Source organism: Bosea vestrisii, assembly GCF_030144325.1.
Lineage (GTDB): Bacteria > Pseudomonadota > Alphaproteobacteria > Rhizobiales > Beijerinckiaceae > Allobosea > Allobosea vestrisii_A.
Genome location: NZ_CP126307.1, coordinates 1404439 through 1422648 on the forward strand (window position 1 = coordinate 1404439; position 18210 = coordinate 1422648).

General features: G+C 68.1%; 18 protein-coding genes. 10 read left to right on the plus strand and 8 right to left on the minus strand.

Annotation, left to right across the window (positions count from 1 at the left end):
- The first annotated feature begins 115 nt into the window (after positions 1-115).
- The gene (locus QO058_RS06965) at positions 116-2203 is read left to right on the plus strand and encodes a hypothetical protein (RefSeq protein WP_284171286.1); all 2088 of its coding nucleotides are present in this window, start codon (positions 116-118) and stop codon (positions 2201-2203) included.
- Positions 2204-2314: 111 nt separating this feature from the next.
- Here QO058_RS06965 and QO058_RS06970 read toward each other — a convergent pair whose 3' ends face one another.
- Genes QO058_RS06970 through QO058_RS31370 form a run of 6 tightly spaced genes read right to left on the minus strand, consistent with a single transcriptional unit; the run spans position 2315 to position 6193 of the window.
- Positions 2315-2815, minus strand: coding sequence for a GNAT family N-acetyltransferase (locus QO058_RS06970; RefSeq protein ID WP_284171287.1), 501 nt, complete (start codon positions 2813-2815; stop codon positions 2315-2317).
- A 52-nt stretch (positions 2816-2867) separates the two neighbouring features.
- Entirely contained in the window at positions 2868-3707 is an 840-nt protein-coding gene (locus QO058_RS06975; RefSeq protein WP_284171289.1) for a class I SAM-dependent methyltransferase, read from the minus strand.
- Positions 3704-4753 carry a glycosyltransferase family 4 protein gene (locus tag QO058_RS06980; RefSeq protein WP_284171291.1) on the minus strand — a complete coding sequence of 350 codons (1050 nt, stop codon included), beginning with the start codon at positions 4751-4753 and terminating at the stop codon, positions 3704-3706. The genes QO058_RS06975 and QO058_RS06980 overlap by 4 nt, the downstream gene beginning before the upstream one ends.
- The gene (locus QO058_RS06985) at positions 4750-5151 is read right to left on the minus strand and encodes a 6-pyruvoyl trahydropterin synthase family protein (protein ID WP_284171293.1); all 402 of its coding nucleotides are present in this window, start codon (positions 5149-5151) and stop codon (positions 4750-4752) included. The genes QO058_RS06980 and QO058_RS06985 overlap by 4 nt, the downstream gene beginning before the upstream one ends.
- Before the next feature lie 50 nt (positions 5152-5201).
- Positions 5202-5948 (minus strand): zinc-dependent alcohol dehydrogenase, encoded by a 747-nt coding sequence (locus tag QO058_RS06990; protein ID WP_432212016.1) that lies wholly within the window; start codon positions 5946-5948, stop codon positions 5202-5204.
- Positions 5945-6193: a hypothetical protein gene (locus QO058_RS31370; RefSeq protein ID WP_432212017.1), complete on the minus strand. Its 249-nt coding sequence runs from the start codon at positions 6191-6193 to the stop codon at positions 5945-5947. Before QO058_RS31370 ends, QO058_RS06990 begins: the two co-directional genes overlap by 4 nt.
- A gap of 56 nt (positions 6194-6249) precedes the next feature.
- Between QO058_RS31370 and mdoH the strand changes: the two genes are divergently transcribed.
- From mdoH to QO058_RS07025, 7 genes are all read left to right on the plus strand, one after another.
- Positions 6250-8058, plus strand: a complete 1809-nt coding sequence (gene mdoH / locus QO058_RS06995; protein WP_284171294.1) for a glucans biosynthesis glucosyltransferase MdoH — start codon at positions 6250-6252, stop codon at positions 8056-8058.
- A complete protein-coding gene (locus QO058_RS07000) occupies positions 8055-8813 on the plus strand; it encodes an FkbM family methyltransferase (protein ID WP_284171296.1) in 759 nt (252 codons plus the stop codon). Before mdoH ends, QO058_RS07000 begins: the two co-directional genes overlap by 4 nt.
- Positions 8814-8822: 9 nt before the next feature.
- Positions 8823-9809, plus strand: a complete 987-nt coding sequence (locus tag QO058_RS07005) for a hypothetical protein (RefSeq protein ID WP_284171297.1) — start codon at positions 8823-8825, stop codon at positions 9807-9809.
- A 39-nt stretch (positions 9810-9848) separates the two neighbouring features.
- Entirely contained in the window at positions 9849-10598 is a 750-nt protein-coding gene (locus QO058_RS07010; protein ID WP_284171298.1) for a sulfite exporter TauE/SafE family protein, read from the plus strand.
- 95 nt (positions 10599-10693) lie between these two features.
- On the plus strand, positions 10694-11473 hold the full coding sequence (gene otnI, locus QO058_RS07015) for a 2-oxo-tetronate isomerase (RefSeq protein WP_284171299.1): 780 nt from the start codon (positions 10694-10696) through the stop codon (positions 11471-11473).
- Positions 11470-12474: a glucokinase gene (locus tag QO058_RS07020; protein ID WP_284171300.1), complete on the plus strand. Its 1005-nt coding sequence runs from the start codon at positions 11470-11472 to the stop codon at positions 12472-12474. The genes otnI and QO058_RS07020 overlap by 4 nt, the downstream gene beginning before the upstream one ends.
- A gap of 44 nt (positions 12475-12518) precedes the next feature.
- Positions 12519-13565, plus strand: a complete 1047-nt coding sequence (locus QO058_RS07025) for an acyltransferase family protein (RefSeq protein WP_284171301.1) — start codon at positions 12519-12521, stop codon at positions 13563-13565.
- 99 nt (positions 13566-13664) lie between these two features.
- On the opposite strand, the gene QO058_RS07030 is transcribed toward QO058_RS07025, so the two are convergent.
- Positions 13665-14024 (minus strand): hypothetical protein, encoded by a 360-nt coding sequence (locus QO058_RS07030; protein ID WP_284171302.1) that lies wholly within the window; start codon positions 14022-14024, stop codon positions 13665-13667.
- A 112-nt stretch (positions 14025-14136) separates the two neighbouring features.
- On the opposite strand from QO058_RS07030, the gene QO058_RS07035 reads away from it, so the two are divergent.
- Together QO058_RS07035 and QO058_RS07040 are read left to right on the plus strand one after the other, a co-directional pair.
- Positions 14137-15942, plus strand: a complete 1806-nt coding sequence (locus QO058_RS07035; RefSeq protein WP_284171303.1) for an ABC-F family ATP-binding cassette domain-containing protein — start codon at positions 14137-14139, stop codon at positions 15940-15942.
- 219 nt (positions 15943-16161) lie between these two features.
- Positions 16162-16908, plus strand: a complete 747-nt coding sequence (locus tag QO058_RS07040; RefSeq protein WP_284171304.1) for a glucose 1-dehydrogenase — start codon at positions 16162-16164, stop codon at positions 16906-16908.
- Positions 16909-17028: 120 nt separating this feature from the next.
- Here the strand turns inward: QO058_RS07040 and QO058_RS07045 are convergent, their stop codons facing one another.
- Positions 17029-17928 (minus strand): metallophosphoesterase family protein, encoded by a 900-nt coding sequence (locus QO058_RS07045; RefSeq protein WP_284171306.1) that lies wholly within the window; start codon positions 17926-17928, stop codon positions 17029-17031.
- Between the last annotated feature and the right edge of the window lie 282 nt (positions 17929-18210).

Consider the following 18210-nt stretch of genomic DNA (forward strand, 5'->3'; position numbering starts at 1 on the left):
GGGCCTGCTCAACGCCAGCCAGTGCCAGCCCCCTCCCCACCCTCCCCCGTTCCGGGAGAGGGCTCCCGCGCCTCATGGATGATGCCGAGGTGCTGAACGAGAGGATTCCAGGCTAATGTGGAGCCTGACCTTCGCCCCGCTCGTCCCGCTGCCGCTGCTGATCGGCCTCGCCATCCTGGCCGCGGTCGCCGCCGGCATGGCGCTCGTGCTGGCTGGCCGTGGCGCGATCCTGCGCGCGCTGGCGCTTGCCGTGCTCGCCGTCGCCTTGGCCGACCCCTCGCTCGTCTTCGAGGACCGCGAGCCGGTCAAGGACGTCGTCGCCGTCGTCGTCGACAGGTCCGCTTCGAACCGCCTCTCCGATCGCTCGCAGCAGACGCAAGCGGCCCAGGCCGAAGTCGAGCGGCAATTGCGCGGTATTTCCGGCGTCGAGACGCGGACGATCGAGGTCACCGACCAGCAGGGCGCCGGCGATGGCACCCGCCTGTTCGAGGCGCTCGCCTCCGGGCTTGCCGACGTGCCGTCCGAGCGCGTCGCCGGGGCGATCCTGCTCAGCGACGGCCTTGCCCATGACGCCCCCGCCACGGCCGAGGCGCTCGGCCTGCGCGCGCCGCTGCATGTGTTGACCACCGGCCGCGAGCGCGAGACCGACCGGCGCATCGTGCTGGTCGATTCGCCGCGCTTCGGCATCGTCGGCAAGGAGCAGAACGTCCGCCTGCGCGTCGTCGACAAGGGCGGGCCAGGCCGGGCCGCGATCACGGTGCGCCGCGACGGCGAGATCATCGCGAGGCGCGAGGCGATCACCGGCGAGACGATCCAGGTCCCTGTCCGCATCGACCGCGGCGGCCCGAATGTGATCGAGATCGAGGCGGCTCCGCTCGACAACGAACTGACGCTCGCCAACAACCGCGCCGTCATCACCATCGAGGGCGTCCGCGACAAGCTGCGGGTGCTGCTGGTCTCCGGCGAACCGCATCCGGGCGAACGCACCTGGCGCAACCTGCTCAAGGCCGATGCCAATATCGATCTCGTCCACTTCACCATCCTGCGTCCGCCGGAGAAACAGGACGGCACGCCGATCAACGAGCTCTCGCTGATCGCCTTCCCGACGCGCGAGCTGTTCCAGGTCAAGATCAAGGATTTCGACCTGATCATCTTCGACCGCTACGCCAACCAGTCGATCCTGCCGCTGGTCTATTTCGACAACATCGTCCGCTATGTCCGCGACGGCGGCGCGCTCCTGATCGCGGCGGGGCCGGAATACTCAGGCGCCCAGTCGCTGGCGCGCACCCCGCTCGGCCAGATCCTGCCGGCGCAGCCTGATGGCAGTGTCATCGACGAGGCCTATCGCGCCCGCGTCAGCGAGCCCGGCAAGCGCCACCCCGTCACCCGCGACCTGCCGGGCTCCGAGACCGAACCGCCGCGCTGGGGTGAGTGGCTGCGCATGGTCGGCGCCCGTACCCGCTCTGGCTCGGCCGTCATGACCGGGCCGGGCGAGCGCCCGCTGCTGCTGCTGGCGCGCGAGCAGAAGGGCCGCGTTGCGCTCTTCCTCTCCGATCATGCCTGGCTCTGGGCTCGCGGCTTCCGCGATGGCGGCCCGCATCTCGACCTGCTGCGCCGGCTCGGCCACTGGCTGATGAAGGAGCCGGACCTGGAAGAAGAGGCGCTGCGGGCCAGTGCCCGCGGCCGCAATATCGAGATCGAGCGGCAGACGCTCGGCGACAACCCGGCGCCCGCGATCATTACCGCGCCCGATGGCTCGACCCGTACCGTGCCGTTCGAGCCCGGCCGCCCCGGCCTCTTCATCGCCCGTACCGCGGCGAGCGAATTCGGCCTGCACAAGATCACCACCGAGAACCTCACCGCCTTCGCCAGCATCGGCCCGGAGAACCCGCGCGAGTTGATGGAGGTGGTCAGCGACCCCGGCAAGCTGCAGGCTCTGGCGGAAGCGACCGGCGGTTCCTCGCGCCGGATCGGACAGGAGAACGGCTCGGGCGTCACCATCCCGCGCATCGTGCCGGTGCGCTCGGGGCGTCAGTTCGCCGGCGCCGACTGGATCGGCTTGCGCATCAGCGATTCCGGCATCGTCCGCGGCGTCTCGATCTCGCCGCTCTTCGTCGGGCTGATCGGGCTTGCCATCCTGTTCGGCGCGCTGGTCGCCGGCTGGATCGGCGAGAGCGGTCGCAGATTCAAGCGCGAGGCGTAATCCCCGCCGTCATGCTAAGGCTTGCCCCGAGCATCTCAGGCCGGAAGAGGCTCCGGTCTGCGCCTTTTTGTCACGAGATTCTCGGGTCAAGCCCGAGAATGACGCCCTTCCCTATCTGAGCGCCGTAACCGCGCCATTGCGCTGCGCCAGCACGCCCTCGGTCAGCTCCAGCGCGAGGAAACGCCCCGGATCGGCCGGCCCCGGCAGGACGAGCTGGCCCGGCTTCACCGGCTTGAAGCCGAAGCGGGCGTAATAGGGCGCGTCGCCGACCAGCAGGATCAATTCGTGGCCGCGCTCGCGCGCCGCCTCGATCGCGGCATTCATCAGCGCTGCCCCGATCCCCCGGCCCTCGAAGGCGGGATCGACCGTGAGCGGCCCGAGCATCAAAGCCGGCGCACCATCGGCCAGGATCGGCGTCACCCGGACCGCGCCGACCAGAAAGGTGCCGACATGGCTGGCAAAGGAGAGCGCCGGATCGGGCGGCGCGCCCTCGCGCAGACGGAAGGCGGTGCGGGCATAGCGGCCCGGCCCGAAGGCGCGCTCGTGCAGGCGTTCGATCGCCGCGGCGTCGCCAGGCAATTCCTGGCGGATGGTGAGGGGAAGCGAGGTCATGGTCGGGTTCGCGGCATGGCCGAATTCGGCAGGAATGGCAATGGCGCCGGCTTCACACCGGCCGCGCCCAGAGGTCCTGATGGCCGACGCGGACGGACGTCGCGCTCCGCTTTGCCTCCAGCCAGCTCGCGATCGCCTCCGGCGCGACATGCCCGGTCTCGGCGACGGCACCGCCGATCCCGGCCGCCAGCTCGCGGATCAAATCGGGCTGGCCCGCTCCGAGCTGCCAGGGGCTTTCGCCGACCGTGACCGCAGTGCCTGCCTTGCGGAAGGCCTGGGCCAGCGCCTCGGTGGCATCGGGTCCGGCCGCCGGGCCGAAGCCCTTGTCGCTGCGCTGGTGATGGTGGAAGGCGGCGAGCATGCGCTGGTCATCGGCATGCGCGGGCTCCCAGTTCTCGCGGCCGTCATAGGTCAACACCGTGTAGAGCGGCAGCCGCATGCTGACGAGCGAGGCGACGAAACGTTCGAGCCAGCGCGCCGAGGCAAGATCGAATAGCGCCGCGGCTGTGACGAGGTCCGGCTGCCAGCCGAGCACCCATTCGAGATCTTTGTTGAGGTCCGCCTGGCGGAAATCCACCGTCAGCGTCTTGTCGTCCTTGCGCAGGACGAGTTCCTCGCCCTGCTCCTGCGCTTCTTGCGCCCATTCGGCGAGCTTGCGCCGCGCGACGGACAAGAGGCGCGAATCGGCATCGACCAGCGTCCAGTGCTGGCGCACGGGCAGCACGCTGTAGCTGCCACGCAGGTTCGAGCCGGCGCCGCAGCCGAGATCGACGATCGACAGCGATTGCCGGCCGGCAAAGGTCGAACCGACCGCGGCGAGCACCTGCGGATTGCGCGCGGCATGGTCGGCCGGTTCGCGCAAAGCGAGCCAATCGGGAGAAAATCCGCTCATGGAATAACCTTCGCACAAACTTCGGCGACGATCGTCGCAGTCCGCCGCCAGCGCGGCAATGCGCGGGCTGCATGCCAGGCCGCGTCGGCGCGGCGTCGACGCTGGTCCCCATCATCCAACAACCGTGCCAGCCCGGCGCGCAAAGCCGCGACGTCGCCCGGCGGTACCTTCAGCGCAGCTTCGTCGGGAGCTGTCTCGGCCGCTGCACCGCCGGTCGTGCACAGGATCGGCAGGCCACGCGCCAGCGCCTCGGTCAGCACCATGCCATAGCCCTCGAACAGCGACGGCATGACGAAGAGATCAGCCTTGGCATAGGCGGCGTCGAGCTCGGCCTGCCTGAGCGCGCCGGCAAGCCTGATCCGCTCGGACAGCCCAGTGCTTGCGACCTGCGTCTTCAGCGCAGCTGTGGTGGCAGGCGCGCGATCGTCAGCACCGACGATGGTGAGGCGCCACGGCTTGCCGGCCAATCCTTCCAGCGCTGCGATGAGAACGTCATAGCCCTTGCGCGGCACGAGCGAGCCGACCGCCAGCAACTCGACGCTCTCGCCACCGGAACCGGTCGCCCTCTCCGCCGGGTCGACGCCCGGCTCGGCCACCGTAATCCGCTCCGCGGGCACGGCAAAATCGGCGACGAGCAGCCGCTTGGTCGTCTCGCTGGAGACGATGACTCCAGCCGCATAGCGCAAGGCCGCCGCCTCGCGCCTGACGAACTCCGCCGCTTGCACCGGCGACAGCCCCGTCTCCAACCCGAGCGGGTGATGCACCAGCGCGACGACGCGGCCCGCAAGCCCAGCTGCTATGCTCTCCGGAAAGGCGCCATAGGCGAGGCCGTCGATCAGCAGCACGCGGTCATAGGATTGCGACAGGATCGCCCGGCCGGTTTCGGAGAGATCGGCCTCGCTCGGATTCGGAAAGCCTCCCGGCAGCGGCAGATGCCGTGCCGCGACGCCCATCTCGCGCCACTCTTTCAGCAATCGCCGGTCATAGGCATAGCCGCCGGTCGGCAGCGACAGGTCGCCCGGAATGGCGAAGACGATCGCGCTCACGCGAGCGCGCCCTCATAGCTTGCCCTGGCCAGATCGGTCTCGTGCAGGATGACGCGGATCTTGGCGAGATCGGCGGCGTCGGCACCGAGCTTGCCGGAACGCGCCGCGGCAGCCATCGCGTCGAAGATGTATTTGCAGAGGAATTCGGTGGTGGTCAGCACGCCCGCGAACTGCGGCAGAGCATCGAGGTTCTGGTAGTTCAGCGGCTTCAGCGTCTGGTTCAGCACGGTCAGCGCCGCGCCGATGTCGACCACGACATTCTGTCGGGTGAGAGTCTCGCGGAAGAAGGCGACATCGACGACGAAGGTCGCGCCGTGCATCCCCTGCGCCGGGCCGAAGAACGGGTCGGGCAGCGAATGGCCGATCATGATGCGATCGCGGACTTCGACGGAAAACATGGGCAGTCTCCTTCAGCGCGCGCAGTCTTGGCGAAGGCCGGTGCGCGACGTCAATAGCGCAGAACCGCCGTCAGCCTTGCGCCGGCGAACAGCGCCGGCAAGTGCGCAGGCGCATCCTTGAACGCGATCTCGTCCGTGATCAGCGCATCGAGCCGAATGTCGGCGAGCAACGCCAGTGCGGCATTGGCACGTCGCGCATAATCGAACCGCGCCCGCCGCGACGGCGAAACCTGCCCTACCTGCGAGGAGACGAGTTGCAGGCGCCTGGCATGGAAAGCGCCGCCAAGCGGTGCCGCGACGCTGCCTTCGCCATACCAGCTCAGCTCGACGATCCGCGCCTCGAATCCGGCTGCGCCGATCGCCGTGGCAAGGCCGGCGGCACTCGCGCTGGCGTGGAAGACGAGGTCGGCATCCTGCGGGCAGTCCGCCGGCAGCGCGAACCGGCAGCCCAGCGCCTCGGCGAGCCCGGCGCGGCTCTCGTCGAGATCGACCAGCGTCACCTCAGCGCCCGGCAGCCTCGCCGCGATATACGCAACGAGCAGGCCGAGGACACCGCCGCCGACCACGACGATGCGGTCAGCCGGCCCCGAGCCGGCATCCCAATGCGCGTTGAGCGCGGTTTCCATATTGGCGGCGAGCACGGCCCTCCTTGCCGGAACGCCCTCGGGAACCAGTGCCACGCGGCCCGCCGGAACGACGAAGCGGTCCTGGTGCGGGTGCAGGCAGAACACCGTCCGGCCCAGCAGCTCGGCCGGCCCCGCATCCACCATGCCGACGGCGCAGTAGCCGTATTTCACCGGAAACGGGAACGCGCCCTGCTGGAGGGGGCTCGCATGCGCTCATATTCGCTCTCGGGCACGCGCCCCTCGAAGACCAGCCGCTCGGTGCCGCGGCTGATGCCGCTCCAGAGCGTGCGCACAAGGCACTCGTCCGGCCCCGGCGCTGTCAGCTCTTCCGTGTTCAGGACGCATTCACGCGCGGCGGCATACCAGAGCGCGGTCGCCTGCGCGCTTGCTTCATTCGCAGTTGCCGGCTTTACCACGCATCGCCCTCCGCGCCGTTCCCCGCCAGCCTGATGAGCACATGACGGAAACCGCCATGAACCAGCGTCCCGCTCCGACCACGTTCCAGGCGGCGGCGCAAGAGGACACCAGGCTGACGCCGGCGGGGCTGCAGTCCTTCTCCACCTTGCGGGCGCGGCGCTTGCTCGTCGCGGCCCTGAACCTCATCACGCTGGCAGCGCTGCTTTACGGCCTGTCGCGCGTGCTCTCTGCCGGCGGCTGGAGCCTTGCCGATATCGCGATCTTCATCGCCTTTCTGTTCGGCGCGCCCTGGACGGTGCTCGGTTTCTGGAATGCCGTGATCGGGCTCTGGCTGCTTCATGGCACTAAGGATGGACTCGAGCAGGTCGCGCCCTTCGCCGCCGCCGGCGAGGTCGATACGCCACTCACCGTCCGCACCGCCGTGCTGATGACGCTGCGCAACGAGGACCCGGCCCGCGCCTTCGCGCGGCTGCGCATCGTCAAGGACAGCGTCAACGCCACCGGCGAAGGCGGCTGGTTCGATTATTTCGTGCTCTCCGACACGAACGATCCCGCGGTTGCAGCCCGCGAGGAGGCGCTTGCGGCCGAACTCTCCCGCGATGCAGGCGAGGATTGCACGATCGTCTACCGCCGCCGCAGCGACAATGCCGGCTACAAGGCCGGCAATGTCCGCGATTTCTGCGAGCGCTGGGGCGACCGCTACGAGCTGATGCTGCCGCTCGACGCCGACAGCGTCATGTCCGGCGACGCCATCGTGAAGCTCGCCCGGATGATGCAGGCCTATCCGAAGCTCGGCATTCTGCAGAGCCTCGTCGTCGGCATGCCGAGCAAATCGGCCTTCGCCCGCATCTTCCAGTTCGGCATGCGCCACGGCATGCGGCCCTACACCATGGGCTCGGCCTGGTGGATCGGCGAATGCGGCCCGTTCTGGGGCCATAACGCCATGGTGCGGATCGCGCCCTTCCGCGACCATTGCCATCTGCCGACCGTGCCGGGCGGGCCGCCGCTCGGTGGGCCAATCATGAGTCATGACCAGGTCGAGGCGACCTTGATGCGCCGCGCCGGCTACGAGGTCCGCGTGCTCCCGGTTGAGGCCGGCAGCTGGGAGGAGAACCCGCCGACCATGCTGGAATTCGCCCGGCGCGACCTGCGCTGGTGCCTCGGCAACCTGCAATACCTGAAGATACTCGATATCCCGGGCCTCAAGGCGATGAGCCGCTTCCAGCTCGCCTGGGCGATCCTGATGTTCATCGGCCTGCCGGCATGGACGCTGATGATCGCGCTCTTGCCGCTGAAGGTCCTGGAGGATCGCGGCATCGCCGATTATCCCGCTGGCTTCGCCGCCTTCCTCTATGTGCTGTTCTTCGCGATGTATCTCTCGCCGAAGCTCGCCGGCTTCGCCGATATCCTGCTGAGCAAGGGCGGCACGCAGCGCTATGGCGGCACCTTGCGCTTCGTCGTCTCCTCGCTGATCGAGATCGTCTTCGCCTTCCTGCAGGGCGCGGTCTCGACCTTCCGGACCACGCTCTTCATGATCGGCCTCGCCTTCGGCAAGGCCAGAATCGGCTGGAACGGCCAGGCGCGCGATGCCCACGCCCTCTCCTTCGCCACCGCCTTCGCCGGCCTCTGGCCGCATCTGCTGTTCGGACTCTACATCTTCGGCACGCTCGCCGTGCTGTCGCCGACCGTGCTGATCTGGTCGCTGCCGCTGACCGCCGGCTACATCCTCGCCATCCCCTTCGCCATGCTGACCGCCGCGCCGGCGCTGGGAGGCTGGTTCGTCCGCTCGGGCCTCTGTGGCATCCCCGAGGATTTCGATCCGCCGGCCGAGATCGTCGCGATCCAGGGTAGCGACGCCCGATGAAGCCGGTCGCCTATCCGAAGGGCACGGCGAAAAGCCTGGGGCGCTCGCTGCGCATCTATCATGGCGACCATATCCGCAAGGTCGCGATGGACTCGCTCTATGCCCGCTTCCTGCGGCCGGGCGATCTTGCCTTCGACATCGGCGCCCATGTCGGCGACCGCATCTCCTCCTTCCGCCGGCTCGGCGCCAGCGTCATCGCCCTCGAGCCACAACCCGGTCCGGCCCGGGCGCTACGTCTGATCCATGGCCGCGATCCCAAGGTGACGCTGGTCGAGGCGGCCTGTGGCGACAGCTTGGGCACCGCGACGCTCAGGATAAACAGCGCCAACCCGACCGTCTCGACCCTGTCGGCCGAGTTCGTCGATGCGGCGCAGGGCCAGGATGGCTGGCGCGAGCAGGTCTGGGATCGCGAGCTCACCGTGCCCTGCACCACGCTCGATGCGCTGATCGGCGAATACGGCCTGCCCGCCTTCGTCAAGATCGACGTCGAGGGCTTCGAGGCGCAGGTGCTCGCCGGGCTCAACCAGACGCCACCTGCCCTCTCCTTCGAGTTCACCACCATCCAGCGCGACGTCGCACAGGCGTGCCTTGCCCGGCTCGCCGCCGTCGGCCCCTATCGCTTCAACGTCGCGCTGGGTGAGAGCCAGACGCTCGCTTTCCCCGAAGCGGTTCCCGCCGCAGCCATGGCCGGCTATATCCGCGAGCTGCCGCATGATGCGAACTCCGGCGACGTCTACGCCCTTCTGCAAGGCTGATCGATGATGATGACCCTGACTGCACGGCTGCGCGCCCTGCTCCTTCCGCTCACCCTGCTCACCACCGGCATTGCCCACGCCGCCGGCGACGTCGCCGTCGAGATCAAGAACGAGTCGGAACAGGTCGCCTGCGCCGAGAAGGACAACGTCAGCATCAAGGCGATCTCGCCGGAGGTCCGCCGTTTCCGCATCGAGGCCGCGCACCCGGCCTACATCGCCGGCCTGCTGCGCGACAACTGGGATGCCGACTGGACCGATTGCGACATGAGCGGCGATCCCGTCCACAAGGCGCCGGTACCGCCGCAGCGCATCACCTTCTACGAGAGCATCGAGTACTGGCTCGTCGGCTACACCTTCGAGAGCTTCTGGCGCCCGGCCGAGACGACCTTCCGGGTCGGCGACCGCGTCGAGAAGGGCCTGCACCTCGTCCAGCTCTGGAAGCTCGGCAAGACCGGCTCCTATGAGGTGCTGGTCGTCTATCCGCAGGATGGCTACTGGCGCGTCCGGCCGCTGCCGCCGCAGCAGCTCTCGGCCGCCGCCTATGGCTCCTCCTTCCTGTTCGGACCAGTCGAGCAGGACGGCGCGCGGCCGGTGGTGAACCTCAGGGAGATCGCCTTCGATCCCAAGACGCTCTCCTTCAACCTCGCCTTCAAGGATGGCAGCTCGGGTACCCTCAAGCTCGACAGCGTCGACGAGAACCGCATGGTGCTCGACGCCGTGCTCGACAAGCCGGTCACCGGTGGCAAGGCCTTCGCCGCCCTGCGCTCGATGTATGTCACCGAGTTCAACAACGACGTCGCCCGCATCGCCATCCGCGAGCCCGGCGCCAAGGGCTGGCGCGAGGAGGCGCTGATGCCCTTCACCGGCGGCAAGGCGACCGATGTCTGGATGGGCCGCACCACCCATTCGCGCCACAACACCTCCTCGCCCGACATGGTCTTCCGCAACTTCTCGAAAGACCCGAACCCGCCCGCCAAGCCGGAAGCGAAGAAGTGAGCCCAGCGCGCTCGGCCTGAAGGCGCTGCGGGGCAGCTGATGGACATCCCGATCGCGAGCCTCGTGCTTGGCGCGGTGCTAGCTGGCTTCGTGCAGGGTCTATCCGGCTTCGCCTTCAGCCTCGTCGCCATGTCGGTCTGGGCCTGGACGCTCGATCCCAAGCTCGCCGCAGTCATGGCGGTGTTCGGCGGCCTGACCGGCCAGACCATCGCGGCCGTAACCGTGCGCCGCGGCTTCGATTTCGCCAGACTCTGGCCTTTCCTGCTCGGCGGCCTCGCCGGCATCCCGGTCGGCGTCCTGCTGCTGCCGCTGGTCGAGCCCAATTTGTTCAAGGCCGGGCTCGGCATCCTCCTGGCCGTCTGGTGCCCGATCATGCTGTTCGCGCCGCATCTGCCGCCGGTCCGCGCCGGCGGGCGCCTGGCGGATGGCGCGATCGGCCTGATGGGAGGCGTCATGGGCGGCTTCGGCGGCTTCACCGGCGTGCTGCCAACGCTGTGGTGCAGCTTGCGACGCATGGACAAGGACGTGCAGCGTTCGATCGTCCAGAACTTCAACCTGACGATGCTCGCCGCCACCATGCTGGGCTATGTGCTGGCCGGAAACGTCACACGCTCGATGTGGCCGGCCTTCGCCATCGTCGCACCGGCGATGCTGATCCCGACCCTCCTCGGCGGGCGGCTCTATATCGGCATCAGTGAGCAGGCCTTCCGTCGCGTTGTGCTGACCCTGCTGACGCTGTCGGGCCTCGCATTACTGATGTCGTCGCTGCCACGTTTGCTCGGTGGCTAAGAACGCGGAACTGTCCCGCGCCCTACAGGTTACCAATGACGTGCCCATCCGAACGGGCTAGCTTGCCGCCCACAATCTGACTGACGAGACTGTCCATGCCGCGTTTTGCCGCCAATCTCTCGATGATGTTCAACGAGTGGGATTTCCTCGACCGCTTCAAGGCGGCCGCCGAGGCCGGCTTCGAGGCGGTGGAGTTCCTCTTCCCTTATGAGCATGCGCCGGAGAAGGTCGGCCTTGCGCTCGCTGGCGGCGAGCTCGAGCAGGCGCTGTTCAACCTACCGCCCGGCGACTGGGCCAAGGGCGAGCGCGGGATGGCGGCCCTGCCCGGCCGCGAGCAGGAATTCCGCGACGGCATCGAGACGGCACTGGCCTATGTCCACGAGACCGGCGTCAAGCGCGTACACATGATGGCGGGGCTCACCGACCCGAACGATCCGGCGGCGCAGAAGGCCTATCGCGCCTCGCTCGCTTACGCCGCTGACAAGCTCGGCGAACATGGCGTCGACCTCCTGCTCGAGCCGATCAACGGCAAGGATATGCCGGGCTATTTCCTCAACGATTTCGACCAGGCGGCGGCCTATGTCCGCGAATCCGGCCGACCGAACGTCAAGCTGCAGTTCGACATGTATCATTGCGAGTTGATCCACGGCGATGTCGGCGCGCGGCTGGAGGCGCTCTACCCGCTGGTCGGGCATGTCCAGATCGCCAATGCCGAGGGGCGGCACGAGCCCGACGGAACGAAACCCGACTACCCTACGCTGTTCACGCAGCTCGATTCGCTCGGTTATCCCGGCTTCGTCGGCTGCGAATACCGCCCGCGCGCCGGCACGCTCGAAGGCCTCGGCTGGTTCTCGCCTTGGAAGAAGCACGCGTGAGCGGTTCAAGATTCCCTCATCCAGTCCTCGTCGCCGATATCGGCGGCACGAATTGCCGACTCTCGCTGGTGCCGACTCCGGGCGCCCTGCACGAACCGCTGGCGCGGATCAGCACCGGCGTGCATCCGACGCCCGAGGCAGCGCTCGGTTCGGTGCTCTCGACCCTCACGGTGAAGCCGCGCTCGGCGATCCTCGCCGTCGCCGGCCCGCTCGATGGGCGCAAGGCACAACTCACCAATGCCAGCTGGCACTTCGACGGCCCGGCACTCGGCAAGGCGCTCGGCTTCGAGCAGGGCCTGCTGGTCAACGATTTCGAGGCGCTGGCGGCCTCGCTGGCGGTCTTGAGGGATCGCGACCTGTTCAATCTCGTCCACGGCCAACCGGAGCCTGAAGGTCCGCGCCTCGTGCTCGGCCCTGGCACCGGCTTCGGCGCCGCCGCCCTGCTACGACGTGGCGAGACCGGCATGTTGGTGCCGACTGAATCCGGCCATATCGGCATCGGCCCCGAGGACCCGACCGAAGTGAAGCTCTGGCCAGCTCTGGCCGAGGGCCTGCCGCGCGTCACCGTCGAGGAATTGCTCAGCGGCAGCGGCCTCATCCGCTTCCACCGCGCGGTGATGCGCCAATCCGATGTCGCGGAGCCTGATGTCAGCGCAGCCGACGTCTCCGCGCTCGCCCTCGACGGCAATCCGGCCGCGCTGATGGCTGTGGTCTGCTTCTGGCGGCTGCTGGCCCGCGTCGCCGGCGATCTCGCGCTCGGCTTCAAGGCGACGGGAGGGGTCTACCTCGCCGGCGGCATCGCCCCGCGCATCCTGCCGCTCGCCGACAAGGCGACGATCCATGCGGTCTTCGCCGGCAAGCCGCCGGTCGAGGATCTCGCCGCCCGCTTCGCGCTCAACGTCATCACCACCGATGACGCTGCCGAACAGGGCCTGGCAGCGATCGCCGCCACTCCTAACCGGTTCGGTCTCGACGATCCCGCGCGCTTGTGGTTTGGCTGAGCGCAACCGCGCTCACCTGACCTCTTTCAAAGACGATTCCCACCTTGCCCCAGCTCTACGGCATTCAGGTCCTGCGCGCGCTCGCGGCGCTGATGGTCGCTGTCCATCACGTCCAGGGCGATGCCGGATTCCTCGCAGCCAAGGCCGGCACCAGCTTCACGCCCTCGCATGCCTTGCCCTGGACCGCCGGCGTCGACCTGTTCTTCGTCATCTCCGGCTTCATCATGGTGCACTCCTCGGCCGGGCTGTTCGGCAAGCCGGACGGCGCGCGCCTGTTCATCGCCCGTCGTATCGCCCGGATCGTCCCGCTTTACTGGGCCGCGACGACGCTCTTTCTCGCCGTCCTCCTCGCCTCGCCCGCGCTGATCAATTCCGACACGCCGAGCCTCAAGCAGCTTGCCGCTTCCTATCTGTTCTGGCCGATGCCGAACGTCGCCGGCCAGCTGCAGCCGATCTATTCGCTCGGCTGGACGCTGAACTACGAGATGCTGTTCTACGTCCTGTTCGGCGCGGCCCTGCTCGCGCCGGGCCGGCTGGTCGTGCCGCTCGTCTGTGCCGCGCTTGCCGGACTGGTCGCTGCACAGGCCTTCGCCGGGCCGCTGCCCCTGCCCTTCGGCTTCTGGGGCCAGCCGATCGTGCTCGAATTCGCCGCCGGCATGGCGATCGGCCTGCTGCGCCAGAACGGCCTCAGGCTCGACGGCCGCCTGCGCTGGCTGATGGCGGCAGGGGGGATCGCCCTGTTCGTGCTCGCCTCCGGCGACGGCTGGGCCCAGACCTCCTGGGGCGCCGTCGCGCTGCGCGGGCCCGCCGCGCTCCTCCTCGTCACCGCTGCCGCCTGCGGGCGCAATGTCACCGCTCCATCGGCGCTGGTGCGTTCCCTCGCGGTTCTGGGCGATGCCTCCTATGCGCTCTACCTCGTCCACCCCTTCGCCATGCGGGCGCTGCGCGAGGTCTTCGCCCGGCTCGCTCCAAGTGCAACCGGCCTCTTCATCGTCCTGGCGCTAGTGGCCGCGGTGCTCGCGGCGCTGGCGGTCTACCACTGGTTCGAGCGGCCAATGACCAGGGTGTTGCGGCGGGCGCTGCGGGCTTAGCACCCCGAGATGGTCGGGCTTGACCCGACCATCTCGGAAACCAGCTAGCTGGTCAGGAGATTCTCGGATCTGCGCTTCGCTCCGTCCGAGAATGACAGTTTACGATTTCTTCAACCGCATCCCCTTCAACGACTGCCCGACCACGCCGCCATCGCGCCGGCGCTGGGGCCGCTTGGCGACGATCGTCTCGACATGTTCGAGCTGCGGGAAGTAGCCGCGCTCCAGCACTTCGAGCGTATATTCCTCATAGGTCAGGCCGAGGACCTCGGCCCGTTCCTGGCGCCGCAGCGCGATTTCGCGCGGCTTCTTCCAGGCCTTGCGATGGGCGAAGCGCCAGTCAAAGGAATGGCCAATCTCGCTTTTGTCGGTTGCCGGTTTGCGCTGCTTCTCTTCCAGCGGAGGGCCGCCATTATCGCCGATGCGGGCGGTGCGGGGCTTGCGGAGAGCCGGCTGTCTCATGAGTATCATCTCATATGAGATACAAATCGTACCTCATAGTGGATCAAGGCGGAGCACCCGACAAGACCCGGCGGGGTGACAGGGGCTCCGCCGCAGTCTATCCCCCCGCCCCATGGCTCCTTTACTCCACCTACGCGACGTCGCGCTCACCTTCGGCGGCCAGCCCTTGCTGGAGGGCGCGGAAATCGCCGTCTCGGCCGGCGAGCGGGTCTGCCTGGTCGGCCGCAACGGCTCCGGCAAGTCGACCCTGCTCAAGATCGTCGCCGGACTGGTCGAGCCCGACAGCGCCGAGCGGTTCGTCCAGCCGGGCGCGACCATCCGCTATCTGCCGCAGGAGCCCGACTTCTCCGGCTACAAGACCTCGCTGTCCTATGTCGAGGCTGGGCTCGGACCCGGCGACGATGCCTATCGCGCGCAATACCTGATCGAGGAACTCGGCCTGACCGGCGAGGAAGATCCCGCCAGCATGTCGGGCGGCGAATCGCGCCGCACCGCGCTCGCCCGCGTGCTCGCGCCCGAGCCCGATATCCTGCTGCTCGACGAACCGACCAACCATCTCGACCTGCCGGTGATCGAATGGCTCGAAAGCGAGCTGAAATCGCTGCGCTCGGCCATGGTGCTGATCAGCCATGATCGTCGCTTCCTGAGCTCGCTCTCGCGCGCCACGATCTGGCTCGACCGCGGCGTCACCCGCCGTGTCGAGCGCGGCTTCGGCGAGTTCGAGGCCTGGCGCGACGAGGTCCTGGCGCAGGAGGAGCTCGACCGCCACAAGCTCGACCGCAAGATCGCCCGCGAGGAGGACTGGCTGCGCTATGGCGTCAGTGCCCGCCGCACCCGCAACCAGCGTCGGCTCGGCGAACTGCATGGCCTGCGCGAGCAGCGCCGCACCGCCCGCCAGGCCGTCGGTTCGGTCCGGCTCGAAGCGAGCGAGGCGCAGGCCTCGGGTAAGCTGGTGATCGAGGCCGTCGACATCGCCAAGGCCTATGACGGCCGGCCGGTGGTCAAGGACTTCTCGCTGCGCGTCGCCCGCGGCGACTGCATCGGCATCGTCGGTCCCAACGGCGCCGGCAAGACGACGCTGATCAACCTGTTGACCGGCGCGCTCAAGCCCGACTCGGGCAAGGTCAAGCTCGGCGCCACCCTCGAAATGGTGACGCTCGACCAGCGCCGCGAGAGCCTCGATCCGGCGACACCGCTCGGCGATGCGCTGACCGGCGGCGGCTCCGACCAGGTCATGGTCGGCGGCACGCCACGCCATGTCATCAGCTACATGAAGGACTTCCTGTTCCAGCCGATCCAGCGCGGCACCGCGGTCGGCGCCCTCTCCGGCGGCGAACGCGGCCGGCTGATGCTGGCGCGCGCCCTCGCCAAGCCGTCGAACCTTCTGGTGCTCGACGAGCCGACCAACGATCTCGACATCGAGACGCTCGACCTGCTGCAGGAGCTGCTCGCCGACTATGCCGGCACCGTCCTGCTCGTCAGCCATGATCGCGACTTCCTCGACCGGGTCGTCTCGTCGACCCTGATCTCGGATGGCGACGGCGTCTGGGCCGAGTTCGCCGGCGGATATTCCGACATGCTGGCCCAGCGCGGGCGCGGCGTCGGCGCCAAGGCGCGGGCAGTCCCGATGAAGGTCGCCGCAGCCGAAACGCAGAAACCTGCCTCAAGCCAGGCCGCCGCGAAGCGCAAGCTCTCCTTCAACGAGCAGCACGCGCTGAAGACCCTGCCGCAGCAGGTGGAAAAGCTGCAGGCCGAGGCCGGCAAGCTCAATGCGGCGCTGGCGGGCGATCTCTACACGCGCGATCCCAAGCTCTTCGCCAAGGCGACGGCAAGGCTCGACGAGGTCACGCGCGAGATCGCGCAAACCGAGGAGCGCTGGCTCGCGCTGGAGATGCTGCGCGAGGAGATCGAGGCCTGAGCCAGCCGTCATGCTCGGGCTTGACCCGAGCATCTCTGGCCGAAAGAGGCTCGGGTCGGCGCCTTCTCGTCCTGAGATTCTCGGGTCTGCGCTTCGCTCCGCCCGAGAATGACGCTGCCGCCCATACAATTCTGCTATCCGCCCAATCGCGAAAGCGTATTTATCTCGGCCGCCAAATCGCCCCACAGTCACTCGGCACAAAGCATCCGAGGGAACACCATGAGACTGAAGGGCAAGACCGCGCTGATCACCGGCGCGGCGCAAGGATTCGGCCTCGGCATCGCCGAGACCTTCGTACGCGAGGGCGCCCGCGTCGCCGTGCTCGACATCAATGGCGACAAGGCGAAGGAAGCGGCGAAGGCGATCGGCCGCAAGGCCTTCGCGGTCGCCTGCGACGTCGGCAAGGGCAAAAGCGTCGACAGCGCCGTGGCGAAGGTGATCGCCCGTTTCGGCCGCCTCGACATCGTCGTCAACAATGCCGGCATCAGCCATCGCAACCAGCCGATGCTCGATGTCAGCGAGGCCGAGTTCGACCGCGTCTTCGACGTCAACGTCAAGTCGATCTACCTGATGGCCAAGGCCACCGTGCCGCATTTCCGCGAGCATGGCGGCGGCGTCATCCTCAATATCGGCTCGACCGCGGGCGTCCGCCCCCGTCCCGGTCTGACCTGGTACAACGGCTCGAAGGGCGCTGCGAACCTGCTCTCGAAGTCGATGGCGGTCGAGCTCGCGCCTGACCGCATCCGCGTCAATGCCATCGCCCCGGTCGCTGGCGAGACGCCGCTGCTTGCGACCTTCATGGGCGAGGACACGCCGGAGAAACGCAAGGCCTTCACCGCGACGATTCCCTGGGGCCGCTTCTCGACGCCGCAGGACATCGCCAATGCGGCGCTGTTCCTGTGCTCGGACGAGTCGGAGATGGTGACCGGCTCGGTGCTGGCGGTCGACGGCGGCCGCTGCGTCTGACGGCTCGAACAAGCGTCAGCTCGGGCTTGACCCGAGCATCTCAGGCAGGAGGGGGCTCCTCCCGGCCCCTCTCCTCCAGAGATTCTCGGGTCTGCGCTTCGCTCCGCCCGAGAATGACGGCTAGACCATCCCCCCGCCCGTAAGCGGCATCAACTGCAGCAGCTTGACCGTGCCGTCGAGATCGAAGGCACGGCGCTCCAGGCTGATATGAGGGGCCGCCGGCGGCCCCTCGATGCGCAGGAGATGCCAGCAGGCAAGCTCACTATCGCCGCCGCGCAGGCCGATCGAGGCCGAGGGCACGCCAACGATCGGTACGTCGTGATCGAGCCCCGGCCGCCACGCCAGCGAGAAGCGATGGTTGTGGCCGTGCAGGACGAGCTCGGCCCCGGCCCGGCGCAGCATCGCCTCGAAGGCATCGGCGTCGATCAGTTCACGCGTGCGCCGCGCGCCGCCGACATAGGGCGGATGGTGGATCAGCACGACGCGGATCAGCCCTTCGGCCTTGGCCCGTGCCAGCAGCTTCTCCGTCGCGGCGATCTGGGCCGAGCCGACCCGTCCGGTCGCCATCAGCGGCATGGTCGGGATGCCGGTGTTCATTCCGATCAGCGCGACCGGCCCTCGCTTGCGATACCAGGGATAACCGGCCTCGCCGCCGTCGCTGGCGCACCAGGGCGCGAGCTCGCGCGCCAACGCCGACAGCGACGAGCGGGCATAGCAATCGTGATTGCCCGGCACGAAGCTGACAGTATCGCGTGGGCCGAGCGTATCGAGGAAGGAGAGCGCCGTCTTGAACTCGGTCGGCAGGCCGATATGGGAAACATCGCCGGTGCAGGCGATATGGTCGGGCTTCTGCGCCAGGATGTCGGCGACGATCAGCCCGAGAATCTCCATGTCATGAGCATGGCGGCGCTTGCGTCGCCAGTTGACATATCCGGTCGCGCGCTTGCCGATCAGCTCGCGCAGCGAGAACTTGGTCAGCGGCCCAAGATGCGGGTCGGAGAGATGCGCGAGCGTGAACACGCTCCAGCGCTTGCCTTCAACGCCCGCGCCGCGTCAAGCGCGACGGCGGCGGCGGGCGAAGATGACGCAGCCTGAAAAGGCTCAGTTGGCCGAACCCATCAGCTCCGAGACGATGCGCGGATCGGTCAGGGTGACCGCCGGCTTCCAGACGAAGCGGGGCTTGGCGTTCAGACGGGCAGTGATGAAGGCGAGAAGCATGACAATTCCCCAGCGGTGATGCGAAGTTTGTAACCCTCATATAAGGCGCGTTTGTGTTATATCGAGAGGCGAAATAGAGTTCTG